Raw genomic sequence first — 18,620 nt, 5'->3', positions numbered from 1 at the left:
GTCAGCTCTCCCGACCCACGACGGACAGCGCCCGGGAGGCGAGCAGGTTGCGATCGATGTTGCGATCGATGAGGCCCTCGAGCTCGCCGCGGGTCACGCCGAGTCGAGCCGCGGCCTGGGCTGCGAGCGAGGTCGCGGCCACGCCGTCGACGAACTGGTACGTGGGCTTCTGCGCAGCGTCGAGCTCCACCTGGACGAAGCGGAGGTTCCTTATCGCCTTCTCCCGCTCGAGCCGCGCCGCGAACGTCAGGAAATGCGTGGTGATGAACGCCTGCGGGCGGAGCTTCTCGAGCAGCGTGACGACGAGCTCGAAGATCTCCTCCCCCTCGGACGGGTTCGTCCCCGAGCAGAGCTCGTCGAGGATCACCATCGCTCCCGGGCCGAGCTCCTCGAAGAGCGCCCGGATCCGGAGCAGCTCCATGCCGAGCCGCCCCTCGCTCTGATCGAACTTCGTCTCCTGGATGAGCGACACAACGAGCCCCGGGACGCGGGCGACGCTGGCCCTGCGCGCCGGCACGAACATGCCCGCCTGCGCGAGGAGCTGCGTCAGCGCCACCGACTGGAGCAGGCGCGTCTTTCCGCCCGAGTTCGGCCCCGTGACCAGGAGCGTCGTGTCGGCCCGATCGGTCACGACGTCGCACGGCACCGCCTTCCCTCCGCCGGCGACGAGGAGCGGATTGAAGAGGCCGAGGAGCACGCGCTCGCCCTCCGCGGCGGACCGGAGCTCCGGCAGGCAGACCTCGAGCCCCGCCGCTTCGGCGAGATCCCGGAAGCCGAGCGCCCCCAGGTAGACCTCCATCTCTCCGACGAGCGGGACCAGCTTGACGACCTGATCCTCGACGCCCTCGAACACCGCGTCGACGAGCCTCGCCATGACCTCTCCGTCGCCGAAGCTGTATCCGCGGAAGAACATCTCGAGCTTCGCGAGCCAGCGCCGCACCGGCGACAGGACGAACGGGTTCTCCTGCCGCTCCCGGACGGTCACGACGTCGAAGCCTCGGATGCGGCCGTCGGCGCCGACGCGGATATCCAGGCGGAGCGTCGCGAGGTGCTCGTCGTAATCGAGGAGATCGGCCATCGATCGATATCCCTCGGTCGCCTGCACCGCCTGGCCGAAGTCGCGCAGCCGGGAGAGGCCCGATCGCGCGCCCTCGAACGACCCGCTCATCAGGTCGAAGACCTCTTTGACGATCGCGAGCACGTCGAGCTGCCGCCGCGTCGGATCGAACTTCTTCCCTGCCACCGCGCCCTCGAGCGCGCCCCGCATCCGGCACGAGGCCGTGTAGAGCCTCTCGAGCTGCCTGCGAAACGTGGGTGAGCCCGACAGCTCGTGGAGGATCCCCCTCCGGAGCTCGGTCACGCGCGCGTCGCTCGGGGGCCGCGAGAGGACGCGGAGGATGAACCCTCGGTGGACGACGGCCTCGTGCCCCCCGACGCGGACGCGGAAGCACCGGGCGACGAGCTCCTCCAGGAACAGGTCCGGCGCGAAGCTCTTCGGATCCCACGTGGAGGGCGCGATGGGCGCCCGATCGAGCGCCTGGCTGAAGAGCCCGCCGGAGACGCCGCTGGTGAACGCGAACGAGAGGGACTGCCGCAGCTCGTCGAGATCGGCCCGCGCGGGCGGGTCCACGAAGAGCAGGCTGGGGATCCTGTCCGTGGACGGGAGGGCGGGCGCGTGGGGCGCGTCGGGCGCGTAGGGCCCACCGGGCTCGGGCGGGCGGGCGACGCTCTCGGTAGGGGCATGCGCGCGGATCGGGTGCATGAGCAGACGACCCGCGCCCGCGCGAAAAGTTCCCCGCGCAGGGTCATGACCGCTACATGGCCGCCCACGAGGACGACGACCTGCTGCTCATGAGCCCGGGCGTGCGGGACAAGGTGGTGACCTCACGCGAACCACACGCGTCGAGCCCGCAGCAGCTTCAAACCCATCGGATCCATTCTCGCAGGACGGCCTCCAGCGCCGCCCGCTTGGCCTGGATGTCCTTTCCGTCGCTGAACGTCACGAGGCAACGGTCCTTGGCGAGCCACTCCAGGAGGCCTGCTGGGTCCGCGATCTTCTCCGCGCTCATGGCGCTGTCCTTCACCTTTGCCCCCATGTGGAGAATGAGCCGGACCCCGTCCTTGCCGCGCAAGTTGAACGTCGCGAAGTACTCTGTGGTCCGGAAGCTGGGCGCGTTCCACTTGATCCCTTCGCGGATCTCGGGGCTGACGCCGAGGATGATCTGCCGAATGGCCTCGATGTCCTGCTTGCGCGGAGGATCGAGCGCGCGCAGAAACGCGACGACGGCCTGGTCCTCCTGCGGGCGACCGGGTCCGGGGGGAGCGGGCGCGTCCTCCCGCGTCTTCGCGCGCGGCTTGCCGGATCTCCCGGGCGTGCTCGTCTTCGTTTTTCCAGAGGGCACGAAGGCAGCTTCGCCGAACGGCGACGGCTTGACCACGCCCATCGGGCCCTCCTCGGGCGCGGGGACCGCCGCGACCGCGGCGCGAGCGCACCCTGTATGCCCGCCCCGCTGGCATCGAAAGACCGGTCAATCCGATCGAGAGCCCCGTCATGGCGTGCCTGCATGGAGGGCGGTCCTTCCTCGATGCAGGCGGTCCGATCGACCTTCCGTCAGGGAGAGCGCGTGATGAAGGGATAGGTAATCTTGGAACTTTCGCCGTCGGTGCTGCGCGATCATGTCTCGCTTTCAGGGGAAGGAGAGGAGAGCGAGGATGCCGTCCAGTGCGACCGCGTCCTCGACGGTTGCTGGAGCGGTCTCCACTTCGTCCTCCTCCCCAGGAGCATGCCTCCGTCCCCCCCGCCGTCGCGCCCTCCGGCGCCACGGGCGCCCGGGCGTCCCGTCCCCCTGCCTCCGTGTTCCACGGAGCGGACAGCGCCGTGATCTGTGCCAGGCCGCCATGACCTGTGCCAGATGAGGGGGGTCCGGCATTGGCTCAAACGCAATGCATTGCGACACACCGCGGTCCGGACCCCTCGAGATCGCTCTGCAGAGCGTCTTCGGAAGTAAAAATGTGCCAAAATTCGCCTCTCGCATCGCATTTTTGTGCCAAAAGCCCCGCGAACGCCCTCCTTGTTGTGCCAGAAGGGGGGTCCGGACCCCTCCAGATCGCAGATCAGAGCGTCCGCCGCCGTTCGGGACCCCTCCAGACCGTAGATCAGAGCGTCTGCCGCCGCTCGGGGACCTCTCTCGTCGGGTCGCGGAGCACGACGCGCTCGCCCCGGACGTGCAGATCCTCGTTGCCTCGCACGCCGATGCGGTCTGGGATCAGACGGCCAGCTACGCGCGCTTCCTCCTCGTGCCGGACACGGATCCCCGCTCGCGTGCATGGCGCGAAGCGCAGCCTCTTCCGCGCACGCAAGAGGCGTCATGAAGCCGTCGTCGGACGTGACGGGCCTGTACCGAAATTTTCCGGCCTATCTCTGGGTCGAGGACGAGGAGACGCGCACGTACCTCCAGACGGCGTGGGAAGGCGAGTTGCACATCAAGGTCCTCGTCGCCGGCGGTCACGGGCACCTCCACGCCGTCGTGAATGTCGGCTCACCTTCGTCCAGGAGATCGCCAGAGCTCAGCTCGATCTGAATCGGGTACCGCAGGAGATCCGCGAGCTGCGAACCGCAATCCGGCGTCGCATCGGTCACTGAGCACAGCTTCTCGTTCGGCGGGCCTATGCGGGTTTGACCTCCACGCACCCGCCGCCCCACGTGTCAGAGAGCTCGCCGCGCCATCTGATCTTCTTCCGGAGGATCGGTTGACCATTGGCGTGATCCCGCAGAGACCCCCTGTCGTATCGACGCCGCAGCGGTCAGCCGGCCGCTCGTCGAGAGATCTCGGATCTCAACCGAGCAGCGCCTCGAGCGCGCCCCGCGCCCGGAGGTCGGTGAAGCTGTGGGTCGGGGCGCATGCGGCGAGCTCTGCGAGGGCGTAGGTGCCGGTGGCCACGGCGAGCGACTCGGCGCCGATCGCCCGGGCCGCCGCGATGTCCTTCGGGGTGTCGCCGATGACGACGACGCGGCACGCGGCGAGCGGCGCCTCGAGCATCGCCGCCCCGCGCGCCGCGCCGATGCGCAGGAGCTCGTCGCGGCGCTCGTGGTCGCAGCCGAAGCCGCCGAACGCGAACCGCTCGTAGATGCCGACCCGGGTGAGCTTCGCCTGCGCCCCGGCGCGGACATTCCCCGTGCCGAGGCCGATAGCGCAGGTCGCGCGCCGGGCGGCGGCGTCGAGCGCCTCGATGACGCCGGCGTGGACCCGGGTGTTGCCGGCGACCGACATCTCCTGCGCGAGGAGCTCGACATAGATCGCGAGGAGCGCGTCGATGGCGTCCTCCGTGGCCTCGCGCCCGACCGTCTCGAGCCCTGTCCGGATGATGGCCCGGTCGGTCATGCCGGCGAACGAGAACGCCTCGCACGCGTCGCGCCGGTCGGCGTACCGGGCGAACGCGCGCTCCATGGCCCGCCGGCCTGCGCCGCCGGTGGAGAGCAGGGTGCCGTCGATGTCCCAGAGGAGCACGGTGGGGCGCATGTCCCATGGTATAGACCGGCGCCGCCCCAGGGCGAGCGCGGAAGGGCGGCGGGCGCGACGGCCTCGTCGCGGCCTCGCCAGGCGGCTGGGCCGGGGACCGGGCGTCCAGCTAGCGGCGCGCCGGTCCGCCCGATCCCGGCGCGGCTGTAACGTCGGCGCGGGGCTTCCGGCGGCTGGTTGAGGGGCCGCTGCGTCGGCCGCCCTGCGCCAGCTTATCCAGGCTGGGAATTTCTGGAGCGTCGGCTCACCCAGGTTGAGGAGCCGTCAGCTCTCCCCGCCAGCTCACCCAGGTTGAGGCGGAGGCGCCAGCTCCGCCAGCTCACCCAGGTTGAGGCGCCAGCTCACCCAGGTTGAGGAGCGGCGCAGGTTGAGGAGCGGCGTCGCGTCGGCTGACCCAGGTTGAGGATTTTTGGAGCCTTAGCTCATCGAACGCGAGAAATTTATCTCGATCGATGCAATGCAACGCAACGTGCTCGTGCTGGTGTCCAGCCTACATATTGGGTGGTTCGAATGCAGCTGTTCGGTGATCTCGGGCGTCAGCTGGCCCAGGTTGAGAATAGGGTCAAAATTTTGGAGCGAAATCTCACCTGATGTGAGAATTTTTGTTCGATAAACGCAATGCGTGTTGCTGATCCTGGCGCCTTCTCGTCGTGTCGTTCGTCCTCACATCTTCTGTTGGTGTCGAGCGTTTCGAGCGCAACCGTGCGGTGATCTCTGGTAGGAGAGGCGCTGGAAATCGAGAGAGCGCGTTGCTCGAGCTCCCGTGCCAGGCCCTCGACCCTGAGCCCGAGGCGCACCGCGCGTGCGACGCCCTCGCGAGCTGCGCAGGGCGCCTTCGCCGCGCGGAGGACTCCCGGAAGACAAGACCATGCGACGCCCGCTGTTCAGCCCGATCACCGCGGTCCTGCTGCTGCTCACCTGCCCAGTAGTGGCGGCGGCAGCGCCGCTCCCGCAACGGCCGCCGCCGACCGGGCCGGAGCGGGAGATGCTCGACGAGGCGAAGCGGCTCCTGGACGAGGGGCGACTCGCGGACGCGCGCGACATCCACCTGACGCTGTGGGGGCTCACGAAGAGCGCCTCCGACGCGTTCCGCGTGGGGATGCTGTCGTTCAGGCTGCACGACTTCGAGAGGGCGGCGGAGTTCCTCTCGATCTACTTCGACATGGTCGGTACCCCCGACGCCCCGAAGATCTGGGTGCCGCCGGGCTTCAAGGAGAGCTACGAGCTGGCGCGGGCCGACTTCGCGGAAGCACGGCGGCACGTCGGCGCGCTCGACGTACGCGTGAGCGAGCCCGGCGCTGCCGTGCTCGTGGACGGGCGGCAGGTCGGTGTGTCCCCGCTCCCGCGATCCGTATACGTCGCTCCCGGCCAGCACCGCGTGAGCGGACAGCGTGTCGGGGAGCAGATCGAGACCACGGCCGGCGTCGATGCGGGCGGCGAGAGGACCGTCTGGCTGGTGTTCACGCGCGCCCGAGCCGAGGTGCCCGCGCATCCCCCGGTGAGCAAGGTGGCCTCGCGGCCCGTCGCGGCGCCGCCTCCTTCCACGCCCAGTCCCGCGCTTCGGTGGTGGACCGTGGGCGCGCTTGCGACCACGTCGGCCGCCCTCGCCACCGTCGGGGCCCTCTCGGTCGTAGAGGCCAACGACGCTGCCGAGCAGCGGGATGCCGCCTTCCGCCGGGCGCGGTGGGAGGTCTTCCATTGCCAGCCGGGGCTCCCTGCCTGCGACGCGTATGCCGACGCCGACAGGCGGACGAAGACATTCGCTGCCCTGTCCGTGGGCGCCTTCGTCGGTGCGGGTCTTTCGGCCGGAGGCGCCGTGGCCGCGGGGTTCCTGCTCGCACCACAGGCAAAGGTCCGCGTGGGGGCCTTGCGGACCGCCCCGGGCGTGGGGCTCTCGTTCTCGTGGTAGCGCCCGATCTCGGCAGAGGCGTGCTCCCGGGCTGAGAGCCAACCTCAATTCTATGAATGGATTTCATTATGGTGGAGAATTTGAATGTGCTGATCGCAATGCGAACGGCGCGCATCGTTCGACGCCTGGCTCAGATCTCCGCGCTCCCGCGGACGAGGTGGCCTGATATCGTGTCGCGAATGTCGAATCGGTGGCTGTGTGCCTCCAGCGCGGTGTTCCTGGGCGCCTTCCTCTGGGCGGCCTGCAGTGGTGACGCCTACGTCGATGTGGAACAGGAGCCTTCGTGCGATTCAACGGCGGAGTGCCAGCCCGAGAAGACCAAGATGCAGTGCATCGACGGGCACTGCCAGTGCCCGGATCCCGAAGAGAAGCGCTGCTGCAAGCCAGGCGCGATGGAGGAGGAGGGCGATCGGTGTGAGTGGGCATGTCGGCCCATCAGAGAGTGTAACGCCACGGCCTGCGAGACGCCGCGGGACTGCCCAGGGCCCGTCGACCCGCGGTGCGGTGAGGCCGTTTGCGTCGCCGGCGTCTGCAGGCTGGCTTTGCGCGAGCAGCTCGAGCACCAGCTCTCCGGCGATTGTCGTATCGTCAAATGCGACGATGCAGGGCAGATCTGGGTCGAGAACTCAGAGCGCGACGTCTTCAACGATGGCAACGAATGCACAATTGACCGCTGTATCGATGGAACCAGCTTGCACTTGCCGCAACCGACCGGGCCATCGCCAGAGACGTCGGGATACTGCAAGGATAGCAGGTGGGCTGGTTGTCTACGGGACGAAGACTGTGGACACCCCTCCTACACATGTTCCAGGTCCGGCAGGTGCGTCCACGAATGGTGCGAAAACGGCATCCTGGATTCTTCCTCCGGAGAGACGGCGCTCGACTGCGGCGGCCTCTGCGATCCCTGTGAGTCCGGACAGCGGTGCGATAGCGACGACGATTGCGTAGAGCACATCTGCGCCGAGGACGGGGCGTGTGCTCACGCGCGCTGCGACGACCGTGTGCTCAACGGCGCAGAGACGGACGTCGATTGTGGTGCCCCATCGTGCCCCGCCTGTGATCTAGGGAAGAGTTGCAACCCCCACGACTCATGCCAGAGCGGCGTGTGCGAGGATGGCGTGTGCCGCGAGGCAACGTGTAGCGATGGAGTGATGAATGGCGACGAGGCCGGTCTCGACTGCGGCGGCCCGTGCATCGCATGCCCCCTGTACATCGACGCCCCGGACATCTGGCACGAGGGATCATGAAGAGACAGAGAATTCTCGTCGCGGCGCTCGCGGCGCTCACCGTCGTATCATGCTGGCTCGCGTGTCCGGACACTCCGCCGCCTTCCTATACGCCGCCATAGTGCAGACGCACAGCGGACTGTGCGTTGTCTTATAATGTTAGATCCGAGGTGCGGGGAAATGGCATGTGTCGATCGGCCTGCGAGCTTGATCTGTTCACGACGTCGAGGAGCCAGTATCGGTCGTAAAGCTGATCGCGGCACCGGATTCCTTGCCAGGATCGATGGCGCACTTCGGTAGAGAAATTGGGTTCGCTCAACGTAATGCGAGTAGCGCTCGCCATTCGACGCCGGCTTCCGAATTCCTGCTTCCGTGTGCGAGGCGTCTGATATGGTGGCGCGCATGGGAGAGCGACGCTTATGCGCCTCGAGCGCGGTATTCCTGGCAGGATTCCTCTGGGCGGCCTGCAAGGGTGACGCCTACGTCGATGTGGAGCAGGAGCCTCCTTGCGATTCAACGGCGGAATGCCAGCCTGAGCTGACAAAGACGCAATGCATCGATGGACGTTGCCGGTGTCCGAATCCCGAGCAGGAGGAGAACTGCTGCGCGCCCGGTGCGAAGGAGGAGGAGGGCGATCTGTGCGAGCGCCAGTGCCGGCCCATCAGCGAGTGTAACGCGACGCGCTGAGAGACGCCTCAGGACTGCTGAGGGCCGGAAGCCGGCGGCGGTGACGCGTATGGCGACATGGAACAGCAGCCTATGTGCGATTCGAACGCGGACTGCCAGCCCGAGCTGAGCGGAACCCAGCGCATCGACGGGCGCTGCCGGTGCCCTGTTCCGAAGGACGACGAGATCTGCCGCAAGCTCGCCGCGAAGAAGGATGGCCCTCCCCTGAGCAGAACCTGCGGCGCAGCCGTCTGTTGCAATGACATAGGATCGTGGAGGAGTTCATGAGAGGCATCATGTGGCTGGCTTTGATCGCCGTCCTGGGTCTTTTGGGGACAGCGTGTGGGCCGGACGAGTACCGGCCCCTTGCGGAGAACGAGGCAGTCGTCATCCGGGTCTACGGATACAACGTGCCGATCGTCCGCGATGGCGCCGAGTACATGGGCGAAGCGGAGGCTTACGTTACGAAGCTGGGCGCCAGCAGCGCGTCCGGCGTCCGAGACCCTGGCGACGGGGAGTACCTCCCCGACAGGTTCGTCGTGAGCAACGGTGCGGAGGAGGCGGAGCTCGCCTGCTACTGGTGGCATGACAGCAATCCGGACGACGACCTCATCGCCGCCAAGTGCCGCGGTTATCTCAAGCAGGCCGAGCCGGGCCGCGCGATCCGCGCCCGGTTCAACGACCTCGACGGCTGGGAGATCGTGATGCCCGAGCTCTCGGAGCTCACGTCTCCCGAGCCGGAGAGCGTGTTCAGCGTCGGCTCCGGCGAGGATCTCGTGCTGGCGTGGGAGCCGCTGGGCAAGGACGACATGATGAGGTGGTCCATCGGACCTGTCAGCTTCGATGAGCCGGGTCCTTGTCTGGACGACGTATCCTGGGTCGACTCGTCGGGGGAGGCGGACGACACCGGCTCGTTCACCGTTCCCGAAGGCTCGTACCCCACGGGGCTTCCCGCCGAGGGGTGTCAGGCCTTCGTGCGCTTGAGCCGCGGTCGGGACGGGACCATCGATCCTGGCGCCCCAGGGAGCGTGATGTTCGGCATGCAGACTTACAAGATGCGGATGACGCTGAAGCCGTAGCGCCGTCCGGCAGGCGCGCGCGCAGGTCGGGCCCGCCAGATCTTCGCCGGCCTTTCGCTGGCGCAGCGCAGGGAAGAGCTCCTTACTATCCAGCAGCCTGCTCGGCGGAGAGCGCCGGCGCTCGCCTCCTGCTTCCGCCGATGTCATCATGGCGCTCGTGCCCCCCGCGCCGGTGATCCAGCGAGAAGACCTTGTGGGCGGAGGCCGAGCGATCTTTTGCTGCCGGCAGCCCTCACCGGTGCAGCCGGTCATGCGGGCGTCCGTGACCCACGCCTTCGCCGCGCTGGCGTTCTACACGAGCGGCGCTTCTCGGATCGATCAGCGCGGTCGATGGAACGTCGAGGCCGGAGACGTCCTCCTCGTGCCGGCCGGACAGCCGCACCGCTCGATCGAGAAGGCGGCCCCGGACTGGATCGGCGTTGGCTTCTGTGTCCCCTGCTTGGCCGCCGAGGAGGCGGGCAGCTTGCTCGAGCCGTTCGAGCGCGTGCGCTCCGGCGCGTCCCCCGTCGTTCGGGTGCCCGCGGATCGTCACGCGCACATCGAGATGCTGCTCCGCGAGCTCATGCGCGCGACGGAATCGCGCGATGGCGGCGCTCCTGACGTCGTCCAGCGGAGCCTCCTTGTTCTCATCCTCAACGAGGTTCGGCAGGCCGCGCGCTCGCAACACCCTGCCTCGCCATCGCCGGGAGTCGTCGTCGATGCCCTTCGCTTCATCGAGCGGAACTGCCTTCGGCCCCTCTCGCTCAAGGACGTCGCGCGATCCGTGGGGCGGAGCCCGGCGCACGTGACGACGGCGCTCTCCCGGGCGACAGGCCGGAGCGCGGTCGCGTGGATCGTGGCTGGGAGAATGGCGGAGGCTCGCCGCATCCTCCTCCACTCCGACGAGAGGGTCGAGCTCGTCGCCGAGCGCGTCGGCTACGCGGACGCGACGCACTTCATCCGCATGTTCCGTAGAGAGCACGGGGCGACGCCGGCGGCGTGGCGCGCCGGAGCGCGGGGCAAGGGCCGCACGCTCACACAGGAGACGGTGTCCGGCCGCACACGCTGAAGACGAGGTCGCCGACGAAGGTGGTATTGGCCTTCGTCCGTTCGGCGGCGAGACGTTGTTCCAGGGTGTCCACGTCGATCTCGGCCTCCGAGGCCACGCCTTGCTGCACGATGCGCGGGAGCATCGCGCGAACGATGAACGCGAGGTGATGGTGGATCCTCGGCGTCTGCACGACGGCCTCGGCCCTCACGAGCTGCACGGTCAGGCCCGCCTCTTCAAAAACGCTCGGCATCTGGAATCCCATGTGGAGGCTCGCGCCCTCACGCTCGACGGTCCGCCAGATCCACTGGTGCGCCTGGCGGTGCAGCTCCATGGGGAGGAGGCTGCCCTGGCCCATCGTCGGGTCGTTCTCCTGGAGCAGGATCAAGCCGCCGGCGCGCACGGCCCCGGCCATGGCGCGGACCGCAGCGACAGGATCCGGCTGGTACATGAGCACCCTCCGGCCGACGGCGGCATCGAAGCGCTCGGCGGTGGGAGAGAGCGCGCCGAGGTCCCGCTCTTCGAAGGCGACTCGGCCGAGTCCCAGCTCGGCGGCTCGCCGGCGAGCGACCGCGATGGGCGCCGGATCACGGTCTACCCCGAGCACACAGCCCCCTTCGCCGACGATGCGGGCGACCATGAAGCTCACGTCGCCTCGGCCGCATCCCACGTCGAGGACGCGCATGCCGGGAGCGATGCCGGCGTCGCGCAGAAATCGTTCGGTCATGTCGTTGACCAGGTCTGTCATCGTCGTCTCCGCCAGCTCGTGTCAGCTCGCCCGTCGTTGCTGGTTTCACGCCGGGCTCGTGGGTCAGCATCCCTGCTGTCTGCAGGACTGTACGGACTGCCTGTCCTGCGCGGCAGTGCGTGTCTTTGTGCTGGATCGGCGGGCTTTGCGATCGGTGGGCGGCGGAAGTCCCGGGCGCCCGTCGCGACCGCCGCGCTGCGCGCCGCCGGCCAGATCGGGCCGCGCGTACCGTGCTCCCCGGCGCCCCGCCGTGCGCGGCGCAGGCCCGGGCGTGCGCGGGCCCCGCTGCGCGGCCTGTGGCCGGCGTGACGCTGCCCGGCCAACCCGCTTGGCCCGCGCACAGCGGCTCAAGTTGCGCTACTCCTCCACCTAGATGGTGCTCCAACCGATTCGCGTGGCCGCGCTTGCCCTGGTGGCGGGGCTTGTCTTCCTCGGATCTCCGGCGTGCAAGAAGGGCGGGGAGGCCTCGCCCGAGCAGGGGCGCAAGCCCGCGAAGCAGGGGCTCGGCTTCCCGGTCGAGGTCGTGCCCGTCGCGGCGGAGCGGGTCGAGTACGCTGTGACGGCCGTCGGCGCGGTCGAGGCGTTCGAGCAGGTGCAGCTCACCGCGCGGGTCGCCGGCGTCGTCGAGGCGGTGCGGTTCATGGAGGGCGCCGAGGTCAAGGCGGGGCAGGTGCTCGTCGAGATCGACCCGGCCCGGTACAACCTCGCCGTCCGCGCGGCGCGCGCGACGCTCGATCGGATGACCGCCACCCAGGCCGAGGCGACCGCGGGGCTCGAGCGGCGCGAGGCCGAGGGCGCCGACGGCGTCTTCAGCAAGGAAGACGTCGCGTCCTGGCGCTCGAGGGCGGCGACGACCGCCGCGCAGGTCGCCGAGGCGAAGGTCGCCGTCGACCAGGCGCTCCTGAACCTGCGCGACGCCTACGTGCGCGCCCCCATCCAGGGGAAGATCCAGACGCGCACCGTGCAGACCGGCCAGCACGTGCCTGTCGGCACCGTGCTCGCGACGCTCCTGCGCCGCGATCCGCTCCTGCTCCGCTTCCAGATCCCCGCCGCCGACGCCCCGCGGGTCAGGCCCGACATGGAGGCGCGCTTCACCGTGAAGGGCGACGCGCGGACCTACAGCGCCAGGCTGACGCACGTCGCCGACGCGGCGGATCCGGCGACGCGCATGGTCGCCGTGACCGGCGAGGTCCAGGGCGAGGGCAAGGAGCTGCTCCGCCCCGGCACCTTCGCCGAGGTGACCGTGCCCGTGGGCGCGAGCGGCGACGCTCCCGTGATCCCCCTCACGTCCGTGCGGCCGAGCGAGCGGGGGTTCCTCGCGTACGTGGTCGACGGCACCACCGCGCGCGAGCGCGTGCTCTCGCTGGGCCTGCGCACGCCCGACGGGCGCGTCGAGGTCAAGTCGGGCCTCTCCGTGGGAGAGCTCCTCGTGGCGCGCGGCGCGGAGGCGCTGCGCGAGGGGGCGCAGGTCCGCATCGCGGCGCCCGGCAGCGTGCCGGGAGGCCAATCCCCGGCGCGCCACCCCGAGGGAGGCGCAGACGCCAGCGCCGCCCCGTCCGGCGCGTCACCGCCCGCCGCCTCGTCCGGCGCGTCACCGCCCGCCCCGTCCGGCGCGTCGCCGCTGACCGCTCCCGCCAGCTCGTCACGGAGCGTGCCGTGAGCCTCACCGAAGCCTGCCTCAGGAAGCCGGTCTTCGCCTGGATGCTGATGGCCGCGACCATCGTCTTCGGCCTCGTCGCCGTGTCGCGCATCGGCATCAGCCAGTTCCCCGACGTCGACTTTCCCACCATCACCATCTCCGCCACGCTGGAGGGCGCCGCCCCCGAGATCATGGAGCACGACGTGGTCGAGCCGCTCGAGGAGGCGGCCGTCCAGGTCGAGGGGATCCGATCGATCACGTCGACGTCCCGCCAGGGGAGCGCCTCGGTCACCATCGAGCTCGACCTGTCGCGCGACGTCGACGTCGCGCTCCAGGACGTTCAGACGAAGATCTCCCAGGCGCAGCGGCGGCTGCCGCGCGACCTCGACCCGCCCGTCGTCTCCAAGACGAACCCGGAGGACCAGCCGATCATGTGGGTCGGGCTCTCCGGCCCCTTCTCTCCCCAGCTCGTCGCCGACATCGCGCGTTACCGGCTGAAGGAGAAGCTCCAGACGGTGCCCGGCGTCGGAGAGCTCACGCTCGGCGGCTACCTCGAGCGCAACGTCCGCATCTGGCTCGACGCCGAGCGACTCGCGGAGAAGGGGCTCACCGTCGCCGACGTCACCGAGGCCCTGCGCCGCCAGCACATCGAGCTCCCCGCCGGCCGCATCGAGACCGAAGGGCGGGAGATCAACGTGCGCGTGATGGGCGAGGCGCTCGATCTCGCGACCTTCAGGCGAATCGTCCTCCGCCAGGGCAACCCCGGCGCGGCCGCCCAGCCGGGCGCTGCCGCCCAGGCGGCGGTGCCGCCGTCGTCGGCGCGCGCCACGGTGTACCTGGAGGACGTCGCGCTCGTCGAGGACGGCTTCGAGGACGTCCGCCGGCTGGCCCGGGTGAACGGGGAGCCGGCCCAGGGCCTCGGCGTGAGGAAGCAGCGCGGCTCGAACGCGGTCGAGGTCGCCCGGGGGGTCCGGGCCGCGCTTGCCGAGGTCCAGAAGTCCCTGCCCGAGGGGATGGAGGTCGGCGTGAACTTCGACTCGACGAAGTTCATCGAGGAGTCGGTCCACGAGATCGAGCTCGAGCTCGGCATGGCCATCGCGCTCACGGCCCTCGTCTGCTGGATGTTCCTCGGCTCGCTCTCGAGCACGCTCAACGTCGTTCTGGCCATCCCGATGTCGCTGCTCGGCACGGTCGCCGCGATCTACTTCCTCGGCTTCACGCTGAACACCTTCACGCTGCTCGGGCTCTCGCTCGCCGTCGGCATCGTCGTCGACGACGCGATCATGGTGCTCGAGAACATCCACCGGCACGCCGAAGAGGGGAAGGACCGCGTCCGCGCCGCCCGCGAGGGCACGGCCGAGATCACCTTCGCGGCGCTCGCCGCGACGCTCGCCGTCGTCGCGATCTTCCTCCCGATCATCTTCATGGAAGGGGTGGTCGGCCGGTTCTTCCTCCAGTTCGGCGTGACCCTCTGCATCGCCGTGCTGCTCTCGTACCTGGAGGCGATCACCCTCGCGCCCGCCCGCTGCGCGCAGATCCTCGACGTTTCCCGCGAGGGCCGGGGCCGCCTCGGGCGGCTCGTCGATCGCGGCTTCGAGGCGCTCTCCCGCGGCTATGGCTGGCTGCTGGCCCGGGCGCTCCGGTTCCCGGTCGCGGTCGTCCTGCTCGGCGCGATCCTCTTCGCCGGCGCGATCGTCACCATGCAGCGCCTCCCGACGGAGTTCGTCCCGTCGCAGGACCAGGGGCGGCTCCTTGTCCGCCTGCAGACGGCGGTCGGCTCGGACATCGAGGAGACCGACCGACTCTTCCGCCGCGCCGAGGCGGCCGTGGGCGCGAACCCGGCGGTGGAGCGGGTCTTCGCCGTCGTCGGCGGCTTCGGCGGAGGGGGCGGCGTCAACACGGGCATCCTGTTCGTCACGATGAAGCCGGCGGAGGAGCGGGCGCTCTCGCAGGCCGACCTCCAGGGCGCGCTCCGCAAGGAGCTGAACGGCTACCCCGGCCTGCGCGCCGTGGTCCAGGACCTCTCGCAGTCGGGCTTCACGGCCCAGCGCGGGTTCCCTGTCGAGTTCTCGATCCGCGGCCCCGACTGGGACGAGCTCACGAAGCACAGCGAGCGCATCCGGGCCGAGCTCGCGCAGAGCGGCGTCGTCGTGGATCTCGACTCCGACTACCAGCTCGGCATGCCCGAGCTCCGCATCGCTCCCGACCGGGCGCGCGCCGCGGATCTCGGCGTGAGCGTCGAGGCCATCGCGACGACGCTGAACACGCTGATCGGCGGCGGGCGCGTCGCCAAGTACAACGACAGCGGGCGCCGCGTGGACGTCCGCGCGCGCCTCCTGGCGGAGCAGCGGAGCCGGCCCGAGGATCTCGCGCGCATCCAGGTGAGGAGCGCGTCGGGCGCGCTGGTCCCGCTGACGTCGGTCGTCACCTACGAGGAGCGCCCCGCGCTCCAGGCGATCACGCGGCGCGACCGCGAGCGCGCGATCTCGGTCTTCGGCAACGTCGCGCCGGGGCGCTCGCAGGGCGAGGCGGTGGCGCGCGTCGAGGAGCTCGGCCGGGACCTGCCGGCCGGCTACCGCCTGGTGCTGGGCGGCGCGAGCGTGACGTTCCGCGAGTCGATGGGCGGCCTCCTCTTCGCGCTGGTGCTCGGGATCCTCGTCGCTTACATGGTGCTCGCGTCCCAGTTCAACTCGTTCCTGCACCCGGTCACGGTGCTGACGATCCTGCCGCTGTCGATCGCGGGCGCCGCCTTCGCGCTGCTCCTGACCGGGCACACGCTCAACATCTTCAGCATGATCGGGATCCTCCTGCTCATGGGGATCGTGAAGAAGAACTCGATCATCCTCGTGGATCACGCGATCGAGGTGAGGCGCGGGCACGGCGAGGGGGCAGGGGAGGTGATGGACGCCCGCGAGGCGATGCTCCGCGCCGGTCCGGTGCGGCTGCGGCCGATCCTGATGACCTCGATCGCGACGCTGATGGCCGCTGTCCCGTCCGCGCTGGCGCTCGGCCCCGGCGCCGAGATCCGGGCCCCGATGGCCGCGGCGGTGATCGGCGGCCTCGTCGTCTCGACGGCGCTCAGCCTCCTCGTCGTGCCGGCGTTCTACGTGGTCGCGGACGACCTGCGGGCGCGCCTTGCGCGGCTCCGGCGGCCGGGCTCCACGGCCGCCACGGGCTCACTTGGGGCCGTGGATCGGTGACCAGTCGGGGGGCGGGTTGAAGGCGAGGTCGATGAGCGATCCGAACGCCTCGCTCGTCAGGACGGTGGCTCCCGCTTCCACCTCTCCGCCCGCGACGAGCTCGGCCTTGGCGATCGCCGCCGCCGAACCGACCCGGGAGGGCAACCACAGGTTCCCCTGCTGATCGAAGGCGATGCTCTCCGGAAGCGCCAGCACCCCCACGCCGAGTTGAACCTCGGGGGTGAGCTCCGCCGATGCTTCGAGATCGCCGGGCTCGAACTTTGCGATGGTGTTCGAGCTCCAGTAACCCACCCAGAGCGCGCCCTGCTCGTCGAACGCGAGCCCCGTCGGCTGGCCCAGCGGCCCGATCACCGGCTCGGGGGTGAGCGCCTTCAGCACCACGTCGGCGGGATCCCCGTCGTCCGCGGCGAGCCGCTCGGCCGCGTACATCAGCACCGCGTCCTGCTCGGCGCTCGCCACCCACAGGTTGCCCGATCCGTCGAACGCGAGCGCTTGAACGTTCTCGATCTCGTCTCCGGTGATGGTCACGGAGGGCTCCACCACGCCGGAGCCTTCGAGATCGGCCGCGTCGATCCTCAGCAGATGATCGCGGATCCCGACCCAGAGGTTGCCGGCGGCGTCGAACGCCAGACCGCCCGCGGCGCAGGGGATGACGCCCGCGCACGCCTCGGACACGTCGAGCACGCGATCCGGGGCGGCCTCGCTGCTCTCGCCCAGCGTGTCGACGAGCCGCACGGTGATCTGGCCCGCGTTGGCCGATACCCAGAGGTTGCCGGCCCCGTCGAAGGCGATCGCGCCCTGGTTGATGATCTCCGCGCTCCCCTGGAACGCGACGCTCGGCGTGACCTCGCCCGACTCGAGCAGCGCCTCGCCGTCGAGCGCGCCGACCAGCTGGTCGCCGTTCTGCGCGGTGAACCAGAGCTGGTGGCTCCCCGGCGTGAGCTCGTAGTTGAAGGTGACCTCGGTGGTCGCGCCGTCGGCGACGCAGGCGCTCTGCTCCGGGTCTTCGGGCCGATAGACGAAGCCGACGCGTTCGCCGTCCGGGTAGTCGGCCACGCTGCCTGCGCGCAGCGTGTACTCGCCCGCCGGCGTGTCGAGGGACGCGCTCGAGACCAGGCGCTCGTCCGGCACGCCCGGCGAGGTCACGGCGACGTCGCCGGTGTCGTTCGGGCTCACGATCTCGACGTCGAGCGTCCCGTCGCCTTCGGCTTCGCACGCCGCGCCACCACCTGCACCGCCGCCGCCGTCACCGCCCGAACCCGCCTCCGACGGGTCGTCGTCGTTGTCCCCACAGCCCACGGAGACCAGCGCCGCGAGCAGAACCCAGGAAAGTCGTTTCATGGGTCACGAGTCTAGGAACCCCGGGCAAGCACGGCAAAGGGCGTGTGGCCCCCGAATGCTCGATGTCGAAAAAAAAAGCGTGGATCCACCGCCGCGGGAACCGCTGTCCGGTCGGCCGTGGTGCACGCTTAACGGCGATCGAAGGAGGCGGGAAGACGCTTGGCCGCCGAGAGGCAGCTTCAGGGAGCGATGCGAGAGGGCAAACCTCCCTTAAATGCACGCACTGCCAGAAATTCGCACGAAAATGGAGTGACCCCTCGGCTTTTACCTCGATCGACCCCTGCTTGATCGGCGGCGGGCGCGTCGCCAAGTACAACGACAGCGGGCGCCGTGTGGACGTGCGCGCGCGGCTCCTGGCGGAGCGGCGGAGCCGGCCTGCGGATCTCGCGCGGATCCAGATGAGGAGCGCGTCGGGCGCGCTGGTCCCGCTGACGTCGGTCGTCACTTACGACGAGCTCCCTGCGCCCCAGGCGATCACGCGGCGTTTGCCTTGACGGCGCAGTCGCCGCGCCTATTCTGTGGAAGGGCGCCGCTGCGGTGCCGAAGATTTGAGGCCCACCGGCCTCGGAAAGCTTGGGGATCAAGGCAGAAGTTAAAGCGGCGATCGATATCTCGTTTGGGTTGGGCATGACCATCCTGGTCGTTGTGCTCGGAAGTTCGTTCACTGCGGTAAAGGATTGGCTCATGAACAATGCAAGCGTCGTTATGACATGTGTTTGGTGCGGAGTTGCGTTCCTGCAAGGGCCTGGTGGTAAATGCTCCAACCCAAACGAGAGATACGGTCGCCGTGGAGGCTTGTGCTTCCCAAGAGTGACGCGAGAAGGTTCGAATCCTTCCCCTTGCACCAAGACGATCTATTGAACAGCACGCATCCGACCGGTGCGTCGAGGCTAATTCTACTGCGGGAAGTTGCCCCGGATCAGCAGAAAAACCGCCAAGCCGCCAAGGACGCCAAGGGGAGAGGGGAAAGGGGGCCGTCCGGGCATCCCCCCCCTATTCCCTGGTTTTCTTGGCGCTCTTGGCGGCTTGGCGGTTCGCTTCCCCGGCCGACTTCCCGCAGTAGAGCTAATGGGCTGTTTCCTGCGCCCAGTCGCATCGCGCGGAATAGGCTGCCAACTCGCCGCTGCTGCTGACGCACGCATCGTGCCTCTCTTCGCGTGGCGGGACTCAACGTGGATTTCGCGCCCACGGGGCACGAGTGGGCCGACGGCGACGCGCGAGCGGCGTTCCACCGACGAATGCGACGTCGATTACAATCGGGCGCG

12 protein-coding genes are annotated in these 18,620 nt (G+C 69.4%); 7 read left to right on the top strand and 5 right to left on the bottom strand.

Annotated features, from left to right (window positions below):
• Position 1 precedes the first annotated feature (1 nt).
• Together WMF27_RS26365 and WMF27_RS26360 are read right to left on the bottom strand one after the other, a co-directional pair.
• Positions 2-1,762, bottom strand: coding sequence for a MutS-related protein (locus tag WMF27_RS26365; protein WP_437766115.1), 1,761 nt, complete (start codon positions 1,760-1,762; stop codon positions 2-4).
• Positions 1,763-1,919: 157 nt separating this feature from the next.
• Positions 1,920-2,444, bottom strand: a complete 525-nt coding sequence (locus WMF27_RS26360) for a DUF1801 domain-containing protein (RefSeq protein ID WP_437766116.1) — start codon at positions 2,442-2,444, stop codon at positions 1,920-1,922.
• A gap of 924 nt (positions 2,445-3,368) precedes the next feature.
• Here WMF27_RS26360 and WMF27_RS26355 point away from each other — a divergent pair.
• A complete protein-coding gene (locus WMF27_RS26355; protein WP_437766117.1) occupies positions 3,369-3,581 on the top strand; it encodes a hypothetical protein in 213 nt (70 codons plus the stop codon).
• A gap of 255 nt (positions 3,582-3,836) precedes the next feature.
• On the opposite strand, the gene WMF27_RS26350 is transcribed toward WMF27_RS26355, so the two are convergent.
• A complete protein-coding gene (locus tag WMF27_RS26350) occupies positions 3,837-4,520 on the bottom strand; it encodes an HAD family hydrolase (RefSeq protein ID WP_437766118.1) in 684 nt (227 codons plus the stop codon).
• Between the two features lie 868 nt (positions 4,521-5,388).
• Between WMF27_RS26350 and WMF27_RS26345 the strand changes: the two genes are divergently transcribed.
• From WMF27_RS26345 to WMF27_RS26335, 3 genes are all read left to right on the top strand, one after another.
• Positions 5,389-6,429, top strand: coding sequence for a hypothetical protein (locus WMF27_RS26345; RefSeq protein ID WP_437766119.1), 1,041 nt, complete (start codon positions 5,389-5,391; stop codon positions 6,427-6,429).
• A 2,188-nt stretch (positions 6,430-8,617) separates the two neighbouring features.
• Positions 8,618-9,400 (top strand): hypothetical protein, encoded by a 783-nt coding sequence (locus WMF27_RS26340; protein ID WP_437766120.1) that lies wholly within the window; start codon positions 8,618-8,620, stop codon positions 9,398-9,400.
• A 250-nt stretch (positions 9,401-9,650) separates the two neighbouring features.
• Positions 9,651-10,448, top strand: a complete 798-nt coding sequence (locus WMF27_RS26335; protein ID WP_437766121.1) for a helix-turn-helix domain-containing protein — start codon at positions 9,651-9,653, stop codon at positions 10,446-10,448.
• Here WMF27_RS26335 and WMF27_RS26330 read toward each other — a convergent pair.
• Positions 10,414-11,175 carry a methyltransferase domain-containing protein gene (locus WMF27_RS26330; RefSeq protein WP_437766122.1) on the bottom strand — a complete coding sequence of 254 codons (762 nt, stop codon included), beginning with the start codon at positions 11,173-11,175 and terminating at the stop codon, positions 10,414-10,416. The genes WMF27_RS26335 and WMF27_RS26330 overlap by 35 nt on opposite strands.
• 373 nt (positions 11,176-11,548) lie before the next feature.
• Between WMF27_RS26330 and WMF27_RS26325 the strand changes: the two genes are divergently transcribed.
• Positions 11,549-12,835: an efflux RND transporter periplasmic adaptor subunit gene (locus tag WMF27_RS26325; protein ID WP_437766123.1), complete on the top strand. Its 1,287-nt coding sequence runs from the start codon at positions 11,549-11,551 to the stop codon at positions 12,833-12,835.
• On the top strand, positions 12,832-16,014 hold the full coding sequence (locus WMF27_RS26320; protein WP_437766124.1) for an efflux RND transporter permease subunit: 3,183 nt from the start codon (positions 12,832-12,834) through the stop codon (positions 16,012-16,014). The genes WMF27_RS26325 and WMF27_RS26320 overlap by 4 nt, the downstream gene beginning before the upstream one ends.
• Here WMF27_RS26320 and WMF27_RS26315 read toward each other — a convergent pair.
• Entirely contained in the window at positions 15,991-17,355 is a 1,365-nt protein-coding gene (locus tag WMF27_RS26315; RefSeq protein WP_437766125.1) for a Vgb family protein, read from the bottom strand. The genes WMF27_RS26320 and WMF27_RS26315 overlap by 24 nt on opposite strands.
• A gap of 284 nt (positions 17,356-17,639) precedes the next feature.
• Between WMF27_RS26315 and WMF27_RS26310 the strand changes: the two genes are divergently transcribed.
• A complete protein-coding gene (locus tag WMF27_RS26310) occupies positions 17,640-17,849 on the top strand; it encodes an efflux RND transporter permease subunit (RefSeq protein WP_437766126.1) in 210 nt (69 codons plus the stop codon).
• Positions 17,850-18,620 lie beyond the last annotated feature (771 nt).

The organism is Sorangium sp. So ce281 (genome assembly GCF_051527395.1).
GTDB classification, from domain to species: Bacteria; Myxococcota_A; Polyangia; order Polyangiales; family Polyangiaceae; genus Sorangium; species Sorangium cellulosum_B.
This window is presented reverse-complemented; position numbering and strand designations above follow the sequence as displayed.